This is a genomic window from Thermosulfurimonas dismutans (assembly GCF_001652585.1).
GTDB classification, from domain to species: domain Bacteria; phylum Desulfobacterota; class Thermodesulfobacteria; order Thermodesulfobacteriales; family Thermodesulfobacteriaceae; genus Thermosulfurimonas; species Thermosulfurimonas dismutans.
Genome location: NZ_LWLG01000008.1, coordinates 22,179 through 41,460, shown reverse-complemented (window position 1 = coordinate 41,460; position 19,282 = coordinate 22,179). Strand labels below are relative to the sequence as shown.

Sequence of the window (19,282 nt, the reverse complement as noted above, 5' to 3'; positions counted from 1 at the left end):
GACCACGCTGATCTTGATTTCGGCATCTACCGCATCATGAATGCCAAGAGAGAAGAAATTTCTCGCTTTCTTAATGAAGATCTTCTCCCCCAAGTGAAAGAAATTTTGGGCCAGATGGACGAGGAGCGCCGGCAGGCTCTGGAAAAAGAGCTTATCAAATTGGAAAACCAGCTTAAAGACGCTGGCGTTGATCCTGAGCAATCTCCAAAAGTCAAAGAGCTTCGTGCCCAGTTACAAAGAACGACGGATCAAGCGGCGCTTGAAGAGGAAGTCTATTCCCATCTCTACACCTTCTTCAGTCGCTACTACGATGAGGGAGATTTCATTTCAAAACGCCGCTATAAGGAAAATGTTTACGCCATTCCTTACAACGGTGAAGAAGTAAAACTTTACTGGGCCAATTACGATCAATATTACATCAAAACTAGCGAATATTTCCGCAATTACGCTTTTAGACTTCGTTCCGGTAAAAGGGTCCGTTTCGAGGTTGTCCAAGCCGAGGCTGACCGGGACAATATAAAAACTACCAATTCTAAAAAACGTCGCTTTGTGCTCCACGAAGCCGATCCCATCGCGGAGGAAGCCGGCGAACTGGTTATTCGTTTTGAATACCGGCCGGACGACCGCAAACAAGAAGAAATCAATAAGGCTATTGCCGAGTTTATTCTTTTGGAAACCGATGGCTTTGAGGATTGGAAAAAAGAACTCAAGGAGCCGCGTCCTACTCCAAAGAATAAAGACCGAACCCTTCTAGAGAAACATCTGGCCGCTTTTACTGCCCGAAACACCTTTGACTATTTCATCCACAAAGACCTGGGCGGATTCTTACGCCGGGAGCTCGATTTTTACATCAAGAATGAGGTCGTTCACCTGGACGATATAGAAAACGAGTCTGCGCCACGGGTAGAACAATATCTCGCTAAAGTTAAAGCTATCCGCCGCATCGGGCACAAGATCATCGATTTTCTCGCCCAGCTTGAAAACTTTCAGAAAAAACTCTGGCTCAAAAAGAAATTTATCTGGGAGACGCAATATTGCATAACCCTTGACCGTATTTTTGCCATTGAGGACGAGGAAAAACGAAACTGGCTCATTGAACGTATCCTTGAAAATCAGGACCAAATCGAAGAGTGGAAAAAACTTTACCATGTCCATGAGATAAAGGGCGATCTAGTTCGGCCGGGCTGGTCAGAACCGCCGACCATAGAATTTTTGAAAGCCCATCCCCATCTGGTGATAGACACCCGCCATTTTGACGAAGAGTTCAAGCTCAAGCTTATTTCCTCTTTTGATAACCTGGACGAGGAGCTTGACGGTCTTCTCGTCCACGGCGAAAACTTCCAGGCGTTAAATCTTTTGCTCGAGCGGTATAGGGGGCAGGTTAAGTGTATTTACATTGATCCGCCGTATAATTCAAAAACAACGGAAATTCTTTACAAGAATGATTATAAACATTCCTCTTGGCTTACATTGATAGATAATCGACTCGCCTTAAGTCGAATTTTTGCTACAGAAGATGGAAGCCATATAATAGCTATTGATGAAAATGAACAGGAATTACTTGGCCGTTTGCTATCACTACATTTTCCAGAAGATCATTTTGAAAAAATTTGCGTTTCCATTATTCACAATAAAAAAGGAATTCAGGGAAAATATTTTTCTTATAATCATGATTTTGCTTATTTTTGTATTCCACATAAATTACCAAAAATACATGGAAAGCCTATTCCAAAAGAAGAATGGGAATACGTGAATCTCAGAAAATGGGGCAGAGAATCCGAAAGAGAAACAGCAAGAAATTGTTTTTATCCTATTTATGTAAACATTAAAAATAAAAACATTGTAGGTTTTGGTGATGTATGTGATGAGAATTTTCATCCAGGAAAAGCTAATATTTACATAAATGACCAAATAGTAGCTATTTATCCAGTAGATCAACAAGGAATAGAAAGAAAATGGAGATATTCAAGAGATTCTATAGAAAAAATCAAGCATTTACTTAAAGTCCATATTACTCGTGAGGGCGAAATTCAGATTTTAAAAGCTAATACAGAAAAACAATTTAAAACTGTTTGGGATGATCCGAAGTATATAGCCGGAGATTATGGAACTCGTATATTAACCGAATTAGGATTAAAATTTGACGAAAATTTGTATCCTAAGTCTATTTATACAGTATCTGATGCAATTTATGCAGTATCAAACCATTCAGACCTCATCCTCGACTACTTCGCCGGCTCCGGCACCACGGCACATGCGGTGATCAATCTCAATCGCGAAGATGGCGGGAAAAGGAAATATATCCTGGTGGAGGTGGCGGATTATTTCGACACCGTGCTCCTTCCCCGTATAAAGAAGATTATTTATTCCCGTGATTGGAAGGACGGCAAGCCCAAGCCGGATAAGGACGGCAATCTAAACGGCATAAGCCACTTCCTCAAATACATTCGTCTAGAATCTTACGAAGATACCCTTAACAATCTGGAACTCAAACGCACCGAAATTCAACAAAAACTCCTTTATGAAAATCGGGAGTTTCGTGAGGATTACATCCTGCGCTACATGCTGGAGTTTGAAACTCGGGAAAGCCTTTTGAATGTCGAACGCTTTGAAGATCCTTTCAATTACGAAATGGAAATTGCCACCACTACTGTGGGCGATACCCGCCGGGTCAAAGTGGATATGGTGGAGACCTTCAACTATCTTATAGGTCTGAGAGTAAAGACTGTAGATCATATCCGTGGCGTGCGCGTGATCACCGGCGAAAATCCACAAGGAGAGAAAGTCCTTATCCTCTGGCGCAATACTAAAGAGATGGACGCTGAGAAGCTTAATGAATGGTTTAGAAAGCAGGGGTACAACACCAGAGACCAGGAGTTCGACATCATCTATGTGAACGGCGATAATTTCTTAGAAAATCTCCGCCGCGAAGACCATACCTGGAAAGTCAGGCTTATTGAAGAAGAATTTTTGAAAAGAATGTTTGAAGTAAGAGATGTATAAAACTCAATAGGAGAAAAAATAATGGAGTTAATTCTTGACATTAAACGGTTAGGGCCAGTAAAAGATTCTCGGATCGTTTGGCGACCTCTTACGGTCTTTATTGGACCGAACAATACCGGAAAAACATATACCGCTTATCTGATACACGCCTTACTGAACACCTATCCTGACCAGTGCGGCCTGGGCGAAGAAAAGATTTCCGAGCTTTTTTTACATGAGCGTCTCAAATTCAATTTTGAAGAACTCAAAGAACAATGGATAGAAGCTTGGAAAAAAGAAATTGCAGAATCGATGCTACCCAATTTTTGGCGAAAATATTTCGGTATAGAGAATAAAATACCTAAACTTGAAATATCCTTGATTACAAAAGAAGAAAAGGTACAAAAATTGGAATTTGAGGGTGATATTCCTATTTCTGGAATAGTAGGAGAGATAGATGAAAATACTCTGGAAGGAGCAGAAGTTGGTAGATTATTTTATTCTGCTTTCTTGAAAAAAGATGGTAATATTTTTGAAGTCTATATACCTTATGACAGTCAAGACGAACATGTTTTTGGAGAATATCTGGAAGAATATGATACAGATACTGAGTACTATTTTTTTGAAGAGACATTTTGCGAAGAATTTGCTTATTTTTTAGGATTTCCTAGACATAATTTAATAATTCCTTCCGAACGCACGTCTTTTCTTTTTTATCGTCAATGGTTTGTCTTGAAAAATCAGCTCACACAATTATGGAGAGAAAATATATCTATCAAAAAATGGCGCAAAAAACTTTTTTCTCTTTTACAATATATCGAATTTCCGGAAGTCTTTGAAGATTTTTTAACGTTTCTTTTGCTTAGTGAGAGGAAAAAAGTCTCTCAAGTTTATGATAAAGTGATAGCTCTTCTAGAGCAAAAATTACTTAAAGGAAGAATTAATTTCAAAAAAGATGAATTTTGGTTCAATTTTGGAGAAGGAGAGATAAAAATTTCCGGAGCCAGTTCGGGGGTTAAGGCCCTGCTTCCCCTGGAGAAGTTTTTGAGAAGCGCTCCCGAAGGGGCCTTTCTGGTGATAGATGAGCCGGAAATGCATCTGCATCCTGAAGCTCAGGTGATTCTGGCCATAGCCCTAGCCATGGCGGTCAACCTGGGCCTACGAGTCCTATTGACCACCCACAGCCCTTACATCCTTGACACCTTCAATTTTCTGGCTTGGTCTTATCGAATCCGCGAAAAAATAAAAGAAAACGGTCTTTCTTCTCTAGAAGAACGCTTAAAAAATATTCTTAAAGCCCCTCCTTTTGAGGTGCCTGAGGAGGCCTTGTTGGACCCTTCCAGATTTTCGGCCTATTTTTTCCGGACGGACGGCCAGGTAGAAGACATCCGGAAGATTCCTAAAGAAGTCCCGGAGGTTGATATTGACTGGAGCACATTTTCGCAAGTCTCTGAAGCCCTTTGGGAAAAACTAGGTCTTCTGGGGGAACTTCAGGATGAAATTCTTAAGAGAGAGCAGTGAAATAGGGCTTTTTCGCCTCTTTCAGTGCCTGATAAGAGGTAATTCTATTAAAGAAAAAGGAGTAACCGTTTCTTTCCCCACCATCGAACCGGACGAGCTTATCCTGATGGTAAATATTGATATAAAAAGGCATCATATGCCATGTCTGAAGCACTTTGCTGAATTGGATTCATCTGTAGCTTTGCCGGACATATTATTGATATATGCCAAGCTACAATCTGGGTTGATCCGGGTCAAATTCTTTCTGCTTGAACTTGGGAAACATGAAGAAGCCGAGCTTGAAAATAAAGAAAGAGGAGCCCGCTATCTTTTTGAAAATCTAGGGCTTCAAATAAATCCTTCGAGGACTTTTGTAATAATTGCAGGTGGGTCACACGGTCGGCAACCTCGAAATAGGAAGTACAGAAAAATCCGGGCCGAGAATCTTTTGAGCGCTATAAAATAAGCCAGAATGCCGAAGAAAAGAACTAAACATCAATCAAAACCTAAATTGCCTTTCGAAAAGCGGCTGGTATTAAATCGCTGGGTTTTATCTCTTTTTGGCAAAGATTCTTTTGATAGTCTGGCTCAAGCCCTGAAGCGGCCAGAACTCGAAGGCTTTGACGAAAACAATGTCACTAAATTCTATCATGAGCTGGTGAAGCAAATTGAGGGTACTGGTCCTTTAACACCAGAGGATCTTCTTCGTTACGATGAAAACATTGTGCGCCATTGGAGAAAAATAACCGAAAATCGTAATCGTTTAGGCCATGTCCTTTATCCCAAATATTTCCAATATCTGGCTTTGCTTTTCACGGAGATTTATCTGGACCGCTATTTTCGAAACCTCGAGGGGCTACTCAATTCTCTGAATGCTTATCTTGAGCGTTTCAAGGAAAATTATCCCGAGGAAGAACTTAAACCTTTCGAAAAGGGAGATCTCAACAAACTGGTCTTCTGGATGGCCACGGGAAGCGGAAAAACACTTTTAATGCACGTGAACCTCCTGCAATATCTGCACTACCTTAGGTTATATGGAAAGCCAGAAGAATTGAACCGCATTATCTTGCTTACGCCGAATGAAGGGCTTTCCCTTCAACACCTGGAAGAATTTAATCTTTCCGGCATTCCGGCGGAGATCTTCCGTAAGGAAAGTGGAGGGCTCTTTGCTCGGGAGACAGTCCTGATTATAGATATTCACAAACTTCGCGAAGAAGCCGGCGAAAAAACCATCCCCCCAGAGACCTTTGAAGGGAATAATCTTGTCCTCGTAGATGAAGGGCACCGCGGAGCCTCCGGCGGAAAAGAAAGTTCATGGCTTTCGCGGCGCGATAAACTCTGTGAGAAGGGCTTTTCCTTTGAATATTCCGCCACTTTTGGCCAAGCCGTCAAAGGCGATAAAGAACTGGAAGCTCTTTACGCCAAGTGTATCATCTTTGACTATTCCTATCGCTATTTTTATCAAGATGGTTACGGTAAGGATTATCGCATCCTCAATTTGGAAGACGATTCCGACGAAGTCATACGCAAAAAATATCTTACCGCCGGGCTTCTTACCTTCTATCAACAACTAAGACTTTACCTGGATAAAAAAGAAGAATTTCGGCCTTACCTTTTAGCCAAGCCCTTATGGGTTTTTGTAGGTGGCAGCGTAAATGCTGTACGCACACAACATGGCCGAAAAGTTTCAGACGTTCTTGATATTTTGCTCTTTTTGGCAAATTTCATAAAAAATCGTTCCGAAAGTATAGAGATTATTGAACAGCTTCTCCAGGGACGTTCCGGACTTTTGGACAAGAAAGGCCACGAACTCTTTGCTGGGGTTTTCCGCTATTTGAATACTCTTAAACTTTCAGCCGAAGAGGTCTATCACGACATTTTGGAAATCGTTTTCAATACCAAGGCTCCAGGCGCTCTGCATCTAGAACATTTGAAAGACGCTGAGGGCGAAATCGCCATTAAAGTGGGAGATAACGAACCCTTTGGTGTTATCAATGTAGGTGATCCAGGGAATTTACTGAAACTTTGTGAAAACCATCCTAATCTGGTTATTACTGAAAAGGTAATTTCTGGAAGTCTCTTTCATAATCTCAACGAGGAAGATTCCACAGTGAACATTCTCATCGGCTCCCGTAAGTTTACCGAGGGCTGGAACAGCTGGCGTGTAAGCACCATGGGCTTGATGAATATTGGAAAAAAAGAAGGAGCTCAAATTATTCAGCTATTCGGCCGCGGAGTGCGCTTGAAAGGTAAAGATTACTGCCTCAAACGAAGCCGCCGTTTGGAAGGAATTGAACCGCCTAAATATATTGAGATTTTGGAAACGCTAAATGTTTTCGGAGTTAGAGCCGATTACATGCGGCAATTTAAAGAATATCTTGAGGAAGAAGGTCTCCCGACCAATGAAGATCGCATTGAATTCATTCTTCCTGTAGTCAAAAATTTTAACAGCAGCCGACCATTAAAGATTGTTCGTTTAAAAGAAGGGATCGATTTTAAGCGCAATGGCCCGAAACCTTACTTTGGAGAAGTAACCGAATACTTAAGACGTTACAAAGTAGTTGTAGACTGGTATCCCCGCCTTCAGGCTTTGGAAAGTGGCGCTGGAATAGGTTCCAAACAAAGGGCAGAGAAAGACCTTTGTTTCTTCGAAGAAAAACACGTTGCTTTTCTCGATATCGACCAAATTTACTTTGAGCTTCAAGAATATAAAGCCGAACGTTCCTGGCACAATGTAAGGCTTGAGAGAGACGAAATCCCAAAGCTCCTGACCGATAAATCGTGGTACGAGCTTTACATCCCCCGGGAAGAAATGGAATTTAAAAGTTTTGAACAAGTTCGTCGTTGGCAGGAAATTGCGGTAACCCTTCTCAAAAAGTATTTAGATAGACATTATTCATATTGCAAGCGTGAATGGGAGAATGAATATCTCGAAGTTTCCGAACTAAGACCAGACGATCCGAACTTTTTTGAAAAGTATCGTATTTATATCGAAGCTTCACGAGAAGATATTGTGAAAAAGTTGGAGGAGCTAAAGAACCTAGTCCAGTCTGGAACGTTTAAACGGGATTTCGAATTTGAAAACATTTTAGCTATCAATTTTGGGCGCCATTTATATCAACCTTTACTTTATATTCGAGGAGATTTTATTGAAGTAAGGCCTGTGATTTTAGATTCCGAAAGTGAAAGGGATTTTCTATTCGACTTGCGGAATTTCTACAAGAAAAATAGAGACTTTTTCCAAAATAAGGAGCTTTATCTTTTACGCAATCGTAGCCGCAGAGGAATAGGGTTTTTTGAGGCCGGAAATTTTTACCCCGATTTTATTCTTTGGCTACTTCTACCAGATATTCAACATGTAGCCTTTATTGATCCCAAGGGAATCCGAAAACGTGAAGGCCCTAATGATCCCAAGTTGAGATTTTATCAGAGCATCAAGGAAATAGAACGCAAATTAGGTGATCCTCAGTTGAAGCTCCATTCTTTTATCGTTTCTTATACTCTTTACAGCGATATCAAATGGTGGGGCCTTACTAAAGAAGAACTCGAAAATCGCCATGTCCTTTTTCAAAAGGATGACAAGGAGACATACATTGAGAAAATGTTTGAAAAAATAATATAAAATGTTTGCAGAATTTAAAATTCTTTATTTAAACCAAACCAACAGCTGCTCCGCCGACACCACCGCCCTTGAGAAACAAATAGACCGTTTAGTTTGCAAACTTTATAATTTAACCCCAAAAGAAATTGGCCTAATAGAGAAAAATGTTTTTTTAAAACACATCTGTTTTAAAAAGGATAATATTCAAAAGTGTAAGTTGTTAGAAAGAGGTGAAGGAGAATGAAAATTGCGAAAGTTATACTTGAAGATTTTAGAGCTTTTAAGGGAAAAGTTGTAATTCCTTTGGATGATTTTACAGCTTTTATAGGAAAAAATGATCAGGGGAAATCGTCTATCCTTGAAGCTATTGATATTTTTCTTAACGATGGAAAGGGAGTGGTTAAAACGAATCATGAAGATATAAATGTCCATGCGCGGGCAGAAGGTAAAAATAGTTTCAAAATAGGTATTGTTTTTAAAAATTTTCCACAGGAGTTGATAATTGATGAAAGATATCCTACAAATCTTAAAAATGAATTTTTACTTAACGAGGATGAGTTATTGGAAGTATGGAAAACCTTTACATTTTCGGGCAGATTGAAGGTAGTAACAACTATTGCCTGTATACATCCAGTTAATGATAATTTCCTTAAAGACCTTTTAAGAAAGAAACGGCGCGAGCTTCAACAATTTGTGAATGACAACTCTATATTATGTAGCAACAGAAATATTAATGCAATCTTAAGAGAATCAATAAGAAAATTTTATAAACAAAAAGATGGAAATTTAAAACTTGAAAAGATTGAAATTCAAGTGGACGCAGAAGATGCTAAGGCGATTTGGGAAAAACTAAAAAATTATTTACCTATATATGGTCTTTTTCACTCTGATCGCAAAAATCTTGATCAAGATGCTGAAATTCAGGATCCACTTAAAATTGCAGTTGAAAGAATATTTAAAGATGATGAGGAAATTAAAGAGCAACTCCTTAAAATAGCCGAAAAAGTTGAAAATCAGATAAAATCAATCGCTGAAAGTACTATACAACAATTTAAAAAATTAGCTAAACAAGAAACTAAAATTGAACCAGATATTCCTTCAGCTGTGGACCTAAAATGGAAAGATGTCTATAAGGGAATTGGGTTTAAAACAGATGACGGTGTACCTCTTAATAAAAGAGGGAGTGGATTTAGAAGGTTGGTTCTTCTTAGTTTCTTTATTTCTGAAAAAGAAAAAAGAAAAGAGGAAAGTACCTTTCATGTTATTTATGCTATTGAAGAGCCTGAAACTTCTTTACATCCAGATTTACAAAGAATTTTATTAGACAGCTTATTAGGTTTAGCAAATTCTGATATTTATCAAGTGTTAATTACTACTCACAGCCCTTCTTTTATAAGGTTACTTCCAACTGATAGCATTAAATATATAGAAAAGGAAAATAACTCTGTAAGTGTTGCAATTTTTGATGAAAATATTCTTAGTAAAATTATACAAAATTTAGGAATTATGCCAACTATTGGAAAAGTTATTTGGTGTGTTGAGGGAGAAACTGACGAAAAATTTTTGATAAATATTAATCAAAATATTCCAGAACTAAAAGAAATAATCGATTTGAGTGTTTACATTAATTCGGGGGTATTAGCTTTCAATATAATGGGAGGTAGTCAACTAAAAAATCATATTGACCGTCACATTTTTAGAAATACTAATGCAATTGAATTTCATCTTTATGATAGAGATGAAGATGAAAAATACAAAAATGAAATAGAAAAAGTAAAACAGCGAAAAGATGGTTCAAATGGGCTTTTGACAAAAAAAAGAGAGATAGAGAATTATATTCCCCAGAAGCTTATTGAAACTGAGCTTAATATTATTCTTGGAAATATTTCAGATTGGGATAATGCTGATATTCCAAAGTTAGTTGCAAACAAGAAGGGGATAAAAGAAAAAGATGCCAAGAAACTTCTTTGTGGAAAAGTAGCACAGAAAATTACTAAAAGTCATTTAGAAGAACTCAATGCATGGGAAGAAATAAAAAATTGGTTTGAAATTGTGAAAGGGATGTGTAATAAAGTTATTTGACACATTATTTTTGACGCCCTCGGTTTAACCGAAGAAGAAAGAAGTCTATTGGGCTGTAGCTGAACTAGTAAAAAATAGATTAAAAAAGGCAATAAGTGTGTGTAAAAAAGATGTTTATATATTCTATAGAAGAAGAAATACATTTAGAGACTTTAATTGAAAATTTGAAAAGCAATAAAGAACTATGTTGCTTTTGGTTAGGAGCGGGCGTTTCAAAAATTGCAGGTTATCCTTTGTGGGAAGAGCTTATAATGAAATTAAAAGAAATTTTTATATGGAGAGGAGTTGTGGAGCCACATATCTTGAGATTATTAGATGATCCCTATCTTAAATTTCCTCAAAAAATGCAGTGCTTTAAAGGATGTCATAAATACTTATACATAGATACAATGAAGAAAGTTTTTGAAGAAGTTGAATATATGTTAGATAAAGAAGTATTTAAAATTATAGGAAAATTTTTAAACCAAGAGATTTTAATAATCACGACTAACATTGATAAAGGTTTGCAAAATACTCTCAATTTATCAGATGATCATATAAGTATAATTCCCATTGAAAATTGTTCTATTAACTCCAAAATTATTTATCTTCATGGAAGAATAGATAAACCGGAATCATGGGTATTTGCGGAAGAAGATTACGCGAAATTTTATCATAATCCACCTAGGAAAGTTCGAGAATGTTGGGAAAAAATTTTCAACAATTATATGATTTTTGTATATATAGGGTATAGTTTAACCGAAATGGAGATATATTCACAATTTTTTAATGAAGATGCAAAAAGAAAAAAAGTTTTTTGGATACCAGGGATTTCTGAAAAAAACAAGGAAAATATTAAAAATAATATAAGGTATTTTAGATATGTTTTGGAATTAGATTTTAAAACTATTCCATATATAGTAGAAGATAAAACAAGCTTAATTAAATTGCTTTCTGAAATTTATGATAAAGCTTTTAATTAGCTGTAAAATAAGACTCATGGAGGATAAAAGAAATGTCTAAAATTTATATATTTGTATCTCATACTTCTAAAGATCATGATTTTGTTTGGGAGCTTACAAAAAAAATGAAAGAAGATTTAAAGAGTATAGCAGAAATTTTTGTTGATGATTGGGAAATTAAAGTTGGAGATTCAATTGTTAGAAAAATAGATGAAGCCTCTCAAAAAGCTGATTTTTTTATAATTGTATTATCTAAATATTCAATCAAGCAAGAATGGGTTCAAAGGGAAATAGATATTGCTTTTACCAGACTTACGCAAAACAAAAGCAAAATTTTACCTGTCTGGTTAGAAATTTCAGAAGAGGAAGTTCCTCCTATACTAGTTCCATTAAAAGCAGCTCTTTTTAAAACTAGAGTCATTATTGATGAAGAGGAGTATCAGAAATTAATAGAACGTATTTTGAATCATGAAAAAGCAAAAAGTTTATTAAAATTTCAGGAAAGGGTGCTAGATAACATTAAACATTTAGATATTATTTTACAAAAAGAAGAAAAAAAAGAACAACCTACAAGACAAGAAGTTCAAATTGCTTTAAGTTTGCTAAAAGAATCTTCTGTTTATGAAAGATACTTTTTTTCTAAACTAACTTCTATTGAATGTTTTGATATTGAATGGTTTGATGTTCTTAAATTAGAAGGCTTCTTCTCTCCTGAAAAAGCTCCTGGTCCTGAACCTGCTGACAAAGAAGGATTTTACAGAATTCCATACTGGAATGTATTGGATTACTTAGAGCGAGTTTCTCAAGAAGCAAAAGAACCCGGTAATGAAATGTATATTGATGCACTTTTAGGAATTGTCAAAGAAGTAACAGAATATCATAAACAGACACAAAAATTGGATAATTACCATATCTGGAGTTCTTTTGTCAGAATAATATCAAACTTGCCTAATGAAAAGATCACAAAAGAAATTATTAATCTAATACCTGTATGGCTTGATTCCAGATTTAGCACTGAACTTCAAGCAATAGAAATTATGGAGAAACTTTTTCCAAAATTCCTTAAAGATAATCTATATGATATTCAAAAAGCAGAGCAAATTATTTGGCACCTTACTGAAATAAAAGAAGAATATGGAAAAAAGTTTCTTAAAGTTGATATTTACTTATTTAAAGAATTTTTTGAAAAGCATTTAAATATTATAGCCGAAAAATGCTCCATAAAAGTTGTAAGTATCTTCGTTAAAAGAATAAAAGAATTAGTTTCAACTGAATATGAAGGAACACTTAATTCTTTATATGATTATGAAGGAGCAAATTATTTATTGGAAAGACCTGTAGAGTTATTTATCTATATTTTGAGCAAAATTTTGCTTATTAAAACTAAAAAAGATCCTCAAAATGTAAAACAAATTTTAGAATCATTCTTTAAAGAATCTTATCCAATTTTTACTAAAATAGCTTTGTTTGTAGTTGGTCAAAATATAGACAAGTTTAAAGATGTTTTCTGGAGAATCATTGAAAGCGATAAAGGAGATAAAATTTTTGAAGGAGCTTTTCTTTTTTGGGGAGATGAACTTAAAAAGGTTCTGGGAAATCTTGGTCCGTTAGATAATAATAAAAGAGAACTTTTAAAAGAAAAAATTGAAATAGCAGCTGATAAATATATTGAAATGTTAGAAGACAAAGATGAAAAGGAAAGAGAAAAATGGAAAGCTATTTTTAAACAGATGATTTATAAAGCTTTGTCTTATGATGAAAAATTTAAAGTTTTATATGATGAAATGAAGAAAATAACAGGAATAGACGCAGAATTACATCCTGCAATAGGAAAAGTAGAAGTTAAAACCGGCTGGGGGAAGTCTCCCCTTGGTGTAGAAGAAATTTTGGAAAGGGATAATATAACCCTTGCTGAGTATCTTATAGAGTTTAAAACTACTGATTTTTGGGAGGGACCTACAGTAGAAGCACTTGCTGACAATTTAAGAACAGCTGTAAAAACTGAACCTCAAAAATTTACTCAAAATTTAGAACCATTTCTTAATGTAGGATATTTGTATATCACAAGACTTCTTGAAGGACTAACAGAGGCCTTAAAAGAAAGCAAATTTATAGATTACAAAAGAATTTTAGATTTTATTAAAAAATATATCAACAGGAATGAATTTTGGCAGGATAAATATATAGTTGAATCATCACTCTCTGCCAAACATACATGGGTTATTAGTGCTTTTTGTTCTTTTATAACTGAAGGATTTCAAAATAAAACTTATCCTATTCCAGAAGAACTTTTTGAAAAGGTGGAACAACTTATTCATTTAATATTGGAAAAATTACAAATTGAAAAACCAGCTCAAGAAATATCTGACCACATTTTTTATTCTTTGAATACTCCATTAGGTCGGGTAATTGAAACTTATATAAAATTTATTCTTACAGTGATTCGGTCTTCATCTGATAAGAAAGAATCTATAATAAAGAATTTTATAAAAAAATATGAAGAGCTTTTGAAAAAATCAGTTGTTGAAGCATACACATTATTTGGAATGTATCTTTTGAATTTTTATTTCCATATAGATAAAGATTTTACTATAGAAATTGTTAAGTCTCTAAAAGAAGGAGAAGAAATTTGGGAAGCTTTTATGGAAGGATATTTTGCTATTGGACGTATTAATAATGAAGTTTATGATCTTATGAAAAAACATTATGAAATAAGTTTGAATTATAATTTTAAGAATAATTTTTCTAAAGAAAAGCTTATTGAGCATCTATCTTTAGCATATCTTATTGATTTAGAAAGTTTAGAGCCATCAAGTTTATTTTATAAACTTATAGAAAAGTTTGATTCAGAAGATATTAATAAAATTATATGGTTTTTCTGGAGGCAAAGAGATTACTTGAAAGAAGACAATGAAAGAAACAGGCAAATTAAAAAGAAAATTTTAGATTTTTGGCAGTTTGTTTATAATAAACTAAAGGATAAAGGAGAGGAATATCTTTCAGAAAAAGAAAAAGAAATTTTATCTAATATTGTAGAGCTAATAGTATTTTTACCAGAATTAACTGAGCCTTATAAAAACTGGTTAAAATTTTCTGTCCCATTTATAAAGGATCCTGTAATTTTCTCTTTCTTTTTAGATTATCTTGAGAAACTTATAGAAATTGGAGACAGAATTCAAGCAGCTAAAAACATAGGTGAAATTTTGCTAAAAGCTCCAGTTTTTGAATATCCAAAAGATAAAATAAAAGCATTTATCAAATATCTTTGTGAAACTGAAGATGATGGAGTTAAAAAGATAGCTAAAGATATATGTGAAAAATATATTAAATCTGAAACCTTTTTCGTAAAAGAAGTTTGTGAAAAGTGTAATTAAACAAAATGTCATACATAAACTTAAACCACCTCGGTGAAAAATGGTTCGAACTTAAAAAACAAAGAATGAAAAACCTTCTCAAAATCGCTCCGCCGGATGAGGCCCTTTATCGTGAAATAATGCTTTCTCTCGATTATCCCAAAAACAAAGTAAATTTCTTAGAACTCGCTTTAATCTTACCTTATTCGGAGATAAAGAAGTTAGAAGAAAGAAAAGCTATAGAAAAAGCTCTTTTATATAGAGCTGGTTTTACAGATGACAGAGACGGTTTGCCAGAGGATTTTGATTTTTCTTTAATAATCTTTGTAAGGTCCAATGGAGCTGGAAAGAAATTTGGGAAGAAAGGATAGCCGTTTTGTTGCTCTTTCTGGAGGGGGCATTATCTCAGTAAAGAAAATTCTTTACTGGAGTTTTTCTATGGGCCGCACCACAAAAGTTGTAAATTTTTCTTTGCCACTGGATCTCTATAAGAAAACGGAAAACCTGGCTCGTCGCAGGAAAGTTCCTAAAAGTCAAATTTTGAAAGAGGCTCTTGAGGCTTATGTGGCTTCAGAGGAAAGGTGGGAAAAGCTTCGTGCCTGGAGAGCTGAAACGGCGGAGGCTCTGGGTTTAAGGAGTGAAGGGGATATAGAGAGGCTTGTTCACGAATATCGTAAAGAGCTTTGATTAGAGCGGTATTCGATACCAATGTGTATCTTTCAGCCATCCTTTTTGGTGGCGTATGCGCCGAGCTGAGAGATCTTGCTAGGAAAGGAAAAATTGAAGTATTCGTTTGCGAGGTAATTCTTGCCGAGGTGGCCGGGGTCCTCAGGAAAAAATTCGGAATTTCAGGGCGTACGGATTTTGAGCCCCAGAGAATTCCTGGAGCTATTGAGCCAGGAACTATAGGATGGCCCTTGCCTTTACCGCCGAGATTTAACCCAAGAAATATACGCGTCGCAGTACCCCAAAAGTCAATTTATTTGGAATACCCATTACATCTATTTGGGACACCGCGGGGCACCTTCGGGGCACCTCACGGACTCATGATTTCTTCGTTTTTCTCACGCAAATTATGCTAAATAGAGGGGTGAAAAGTGGCTGTTAACCCGTAGGTTGCAGGTTCGAGTCCTGCCCGGGGAGCCAAATGATACGCTCAGCAAAACTCTCCCCCGAGGAAATAGGTCCGATATCCCACAATTCGAGTTTGATTTTGGTCGCTTCTTGGCCGTCCCGGACTTCTTTTCCGTAATAGATGATGCGCTTTATTAGAAGGTGTAGGAGATCGTATTTCTCCTCGGGCGTGAGGTGTTCAAAAACCTCTTTGAAGTATCTGAAATTGGCTTTGAGACTTTCGGCATTTAAATAGTTGTTCTCTACCTCGTTAATTTTGAATTCCAGAAGCTCGATTTCCTTTTTCAATCCGTCTCGTTCTTCTCCAAGTTCCTTTAGTTTCTGGAGTATAAAAGCGAAACGGGGGTCCGTTTCTTCCAACCCCTCAAGAAGGTTCATCATTTTGCGAGCGCTACCTTCTACTTCCTGTAGTCTTTTTGCCAAAGCCTGTTTTTTCTTTTTTAAACGCTCCCCCTCCTCCCTTTCCTCCCGAATAGCCTCCTCCACCACCTCGTCCACAAACTCCGGGCTTTCAGCAAGGAATTGAAGTTCTTTTACGATCAGATCTTCAAGTGCTTTGGCATTTACGGCCCCTATAGGGCATTTACCTTTGCTGGGGTCGTTATTCACCAGGCACCGATAGTAGTAATATTTTCGGCCCTTTGAGTAAGCAAAAGAGGGGGCCATGGCACACCCACAATGTCCACAGTAAACCAGCCCCTTTAAGAGGAATTTTTCGGTACCGGCCCTGAAACCGGTGTTCGATGCACGATTCTGGTCAAGCATTTCCTGCACGTAATAAAAGACCTCTTCGTCAACAATTCCCGGATGCCTCCCCTCATAAATTTCGCCGCCATATTTTATCTTCCCGATATACACGGGATCTCTGAGGAGTCGGCTGAGGTTGTTTTTATTGAACCTGGCTCCACCCATTACTTTTCCTTGACGGGTAACCCATTTTTTGGTGCGATACCCCTTGCTGTTGAGAATTTTGGCCGTTTCACTCAAAGAACCGGTGTTTAGGTAAGTCTCAAAGATTTCCCTCACCACCTCTGCTTCCTCACTATTTGGTACGAGAACGCCGTCTTTCACATCGTAGCCCAGAGGCGGATAACCACCGTTCCATAACCCTTTTTGGGCCCGATATTTCATAATATCTATCGTTCTTTCCGCCGTTTGTTCTCGCTCAAGCTGAGCAAACACCAGAATTATCCTGATCACACTCCGTCCTATAGCGGTGGAGGTATCAAAGTTTTCGTTTAGCGAAATCAGGTCTACGCCCTTTTCTTCAAAAAATTTGAACATTTGTTCAAAATCCAAGATGGAACGGGAGAGACGATCTATTTTCTTGACAATGACCGTATTGATTAAGCCCTTTTCGATATCCGAAAGGAGTCTTTGAAGAGCGGGCCGGTTGGTATCTTTAGCCGAGCGCCCCTCTTCCCGATAAACCTTGTAATTCTTCCAGCCTTTGAACTCACAAAAGGCCTTTAACTTCTGCTCCTGCTCGTCTAAGGATTCTCCCTCCTCAGCCTGGCCCACCGTGGAAACCCTTACATAAAGACCGCATCGCCTTTCATTATCTTTGATTTGTTTCATCCTGCTTATCGGTATGTTTTTCCGGAATGTATTCGAAGAGATCCCCCACCTGACAGTTAAAGAAGCGGCACAGCCGGTCTATGGTTTCCAAATCAATCCTTTTGGCCGTCTCGTAGTACAGCTTGGCCACCATATGTCTGGGCACTCCACTTCCACGGGCTACATCTATGATCTTGAGCTTTCTCTCCCCCATAAGCCGCGAGAGATGGCATTTGATCATGTCCCCATTTTACAACCAGAAATCCCTTTCTGTAAAGACAGGGAATTTTTGTATCTCTAAATAACAAAATGGTATTGACAGAACCAAAAGGGATGTTAATGTATATTACTGAATGGATTTTAGAATAACATAAAGAAAGGTTGGACGACATGAACGAGGACCTTAAAAGGGTCGTTCTTGATTTGATTGCTCGAATAATTCTCTTGGAAATTTTGAATTTCGAAGAAAAAGAGGGTTCAGAAGGAGGAGGTGACGAAGATGGGCCACAGCGTTAGATGCGCTATATATGCCCGATATAGCTCTTCCAACCAGCGTGAGGCCTCCATCGAGGATCAGATCAGGAGATGCAAGCAATTTGCTTCTTCTCGTGGGTGGGAAGTCCTTGAAGAGCATATCTATGTTGACCAGGCTATATCCGGAAGTTCCTTGGATATACGGGAGGCCTTTAAAAGACTTTTGAGAATAGCCTTATCTCCCGACCCGCCGTTTCAGTACATTCTGGTTGACGACACCTCCCGAGTGGCAAGAAACACAAGGGAGGCTCTTGAGATATTCCATGTTCTCTCTTTTAACGATATCGGAGTCTATTTTGTCTCCCAGGGGATAGATACTAAGACCGAGATCGCCGAAGAAATTATCACCATGCACGGTCTCATGGATGCCCTTTTTCTCAAGGAACTGGCCGCCAAGACCAAGAGAGGTATGGAAGGCCAGGTCTTAAAGCAATTTAGCGCCGGCGGGCGTCGCTACGGTTACCGTTCTGTGCCGGTATACAACGGAAAGGTGGATATTTATGGTCTACCCATTGCCGAAGGATATAAACTTGTGATCGAACCCAGTGAAGCTCAAACCGTTTTGCGTATCTTTAAGATGTATGGCGAGGAGGGACTGAGTGCCAGACAGATTGTAAACATTTTAAATAAAGAGCTCAAAGAAAAAGGGTATCCTAAGCCACCCAGGGGTAAATACTGGTCGGTAACTACCATTTTGGGAAGTCCTTCCCAAGGCACGGGCATTCTTAACAACGAATTATACCGCGGTATTTATCGCTGGAACCGCACCTCTACCAAACGAAATCCGGTGACGGGAAAAGTCAAGAGGATAAAAAATCCTAAGGAAGAATGGGTGGAAACAATATTGCCTCATCTCAGGATAGTTCCCGATGATCTCTGGTTCAAAGTTAAGGCCAGACAAAAAGAAGTCGCCAGTATAGCGCGAAAAAATTTTGCCAAAGCCAAAAGCCGTTATTCTTCCAATTTGTTTACAGGTCTAATCCAATGTGGTGTTTGTGGCGGAAATATAGTGGTAGTCCAGGGAGGCAAAAAGAAAAAATACGGTTGCTCAACTTATTGGAATAAAGGTGAAATTGCCTGCAACAATAGTCTGAAAATATCAAAAGAAATACTATGGAAAGAGATTTATCGAAATCTTCAGATTGATTTAACTTCTAAAGATAAAGCTTATATTTTAGATAAAGTAAACAACATGATTCGAGAAGAATATAAAAAAAGAAATCAAAGTACTCAGATAGAATGGATAAAGAAAGAACTGGCAAAGACAGAGAAAGAATTAAAAAACATTATTGAGGCCATAAAAGCTGGGATTATTACAGAAACAACAAAAGAAGTGCTTGTTCAAACAGAAAATAGAAAGAAGATGCTTATAGAAGAACTAAATAAAACTATAAAATATAAGCCAAAAATACCAATTTTGACTATGCAAACTTTAGATAACTACCTAAACAATCTTCCGGAACTTTTGGAAAAATATTCTACCATAGGGAGAGAAATTATAAAAATCTGTGTGGGAAATATTACTTTGTATCTTTTCAATAACGGTCAATATAAACTCGAATTTACCAATAAAATTGAGCTTAAGGAGGCGGCTTAAC

13 protein-coding genes are annotated in these 19,282 nt (G+C 37.2%); 11 read left to right on the top strand and 2 right to left on the bottom strand.

The genetic code is table 11. From position 1 onward, the window contains the following. Positions 1 to 93 precede the first annotated feature (93 nt). The 10 genes from TDIS_RS06240 to TDIS_RS11560 all read left to right on the top strand — a co-directional run bounded on the left by TDIS_RS06240 (position 94) and on the right by TDIS_RS11560 (position 15,541). A complete protein-coding gene (locus TDIS_RS06240; RefSeq protein ID WP_208595681.1) occupies positions 94 to 3,003 on the top strand; it encodes a site-specific DNA-methyltransferase in 2,910 nt (969 codons plus the stop codon). A gap of 21 nt (positions 3,004 to 3,024) precedes the next feature. Then, the gene (locus TDIS_RS06235; protein ID WP_068670438.1) at positions 3,025 to 4,503 is read left to right on the top strand and encodes an AAA family ATPase; all 1,479 of its coding nucleotides are present in this window, start codon (positions 3,025 to 3,027) and stop codon (positions 4,501 to 4,503) included. A gap of 106 nt (positions 4,504 to 4,609) precedes the next feature. Then, on the top strand, positions 4,610 to 4,948 hold the full coding sequence (locus tag TDIS_RS06230; RefSeq protein ID WP_153303787.1) for a hypothetical protein: 339 nt from the start codon (positions 4,610 to 4,612) through the stop codon (positions 4,946 to 4,948). 6 nt (positions 4,949 to 4,954) lie between these two features. Beyond that, positions 4,955 to 8,104 (top strand): DEAD/DEAH box helicase family protein, encoded by a 3,150-nt coding sequence (locus TDIS_RS06225; protein ID WP_068670430.1) that lies wholly within the window; start codon positions 4,955 to 4,957, stop codon positions 8,102 to 8,104. A gap of 219 nt (positions 8,105 to 8,323) precedes the next feature. Beyond that, the gene (locus TDIS_RS06215; RefSeq protein ID WP_068670427.1) at positions 8,324 to 10,165 is read left to right on the top strand and encodes an ATP-binding protein; all 1,842 of its coding nucleotides are present in this window, start codon (positions 8,324 to 8,326) and stop codon (positions 10,163 to 10,165) included. A gap of 95 nt (positions 10,166 to 10,260) precedes the next feature. Next, positions 10,261 to 11,127, top strand: a complete 867-nt coding sequence (locus TDIS_RS06210; RefSeq protein ID WP_068670425.1) for an SIR2 family protein — start codon at positions 10,261 to 10,263, stop codon at positions 11,125 to 11,127. Positions 11,128 to 11,159: 32 nt separating this feature from the next. After that, complete coding sequence (locus tag TDIS_RS06205) at positions 11,160 to 14,480, top strand: toll/interleukin-1 receptor domain-containing protein (RefSeq protein WP_068670423.1); 3,321 nt, start codon at positions 11,160 to 11,162, stop codon at positions 14,478 to 14,480. Positions 14,481 to 14,485: 5 nt separating this feature from the next. Further along, positions 14,486 to 14,830 (top strand): hypothetical protein, encoded by a 345-nt coding sequence (locus tag TDIS_RS06200; protein WP_068670421.1) that lies wholly within the window; start codon positions 14,486 to 14,488, stop codon positions 14,828 to 14,830. A 67-nt stretch (positions 14,831 to 14,897) separates the two neighbouring features. Next, complete coding sequence (locus TDIS_RS06195) at positions 14,898 to 15,146, top strand: ribbon-helix-helix protein, CopG family (RefSeq protein WP_068670513.1); 249 nt, start codon at positions 14,898 to 14,900, stop codon at positions 15,144 to 15,146. Continuing rightward, on the top strand, positions 15,143 to 15,541 hold the full coding sequence (locus TDIS_RS11560) for a PIN domain-containing protein (protein WP_068670419.1): 399 nt from the start codon (positions 15,143 to 15,145) through the stop codon (positions 15,539 to 15,541). Before TDIS_RS06195 ends, TDIS_RS11560 begins: the two co-directional genes overlap by 4 nt. 22 nt (positions 15,542 to 15,563) lie before the next feature. Here the strand turns inward: TDIS_RS11560 and TDIS_RS06185 are convergent, their stop codons facing one another. Then, positions 15,564 to 17,171: a recombinase family protein gene (locus TDIS_RS06185; RefSeq protein ID WP_068670417.1), complete on the bottom strand. Its 1,608-nt coding sequence runs from the start codon at positions 17,169 to 17,171 to the stop codon at positions 15,564 to 15,566. Continuing rightward, complete coding sequence (locus tag TDIS_RS06180; RefSeq protein ID WP_068670416.1) at positions 17,152 to 17,391, bottom strand: helix-turn-helix domain-containing protein; 240 nt, start codon at positions 17,389 to 17,391, stop codon at positions 17,152 to 17,154. Before TDIS_RS06180 ends, TDIS_RS06185 begins: the two co-directional genes overlap by 20 nt. 258 nt (positions 17,392 to 17,649) lie before the next feature. Between TDIS_RS06180 and TDIS_RS06175 the strand changes: the two genes are divergently transcribed. Next, positions 17,650 to 19,281, top strand: a complete 1,632-nt coding sequence (locus TDIS_RS06175; RefSeq protein ID WP_068670415.1) for a recombinase family protein — start codon at positions 17,650 to 17,652, stop codon at positions 19,279 to 19,281. The last annotated feature ends 1 nt before the right edge of the window (position 19,282 follow it).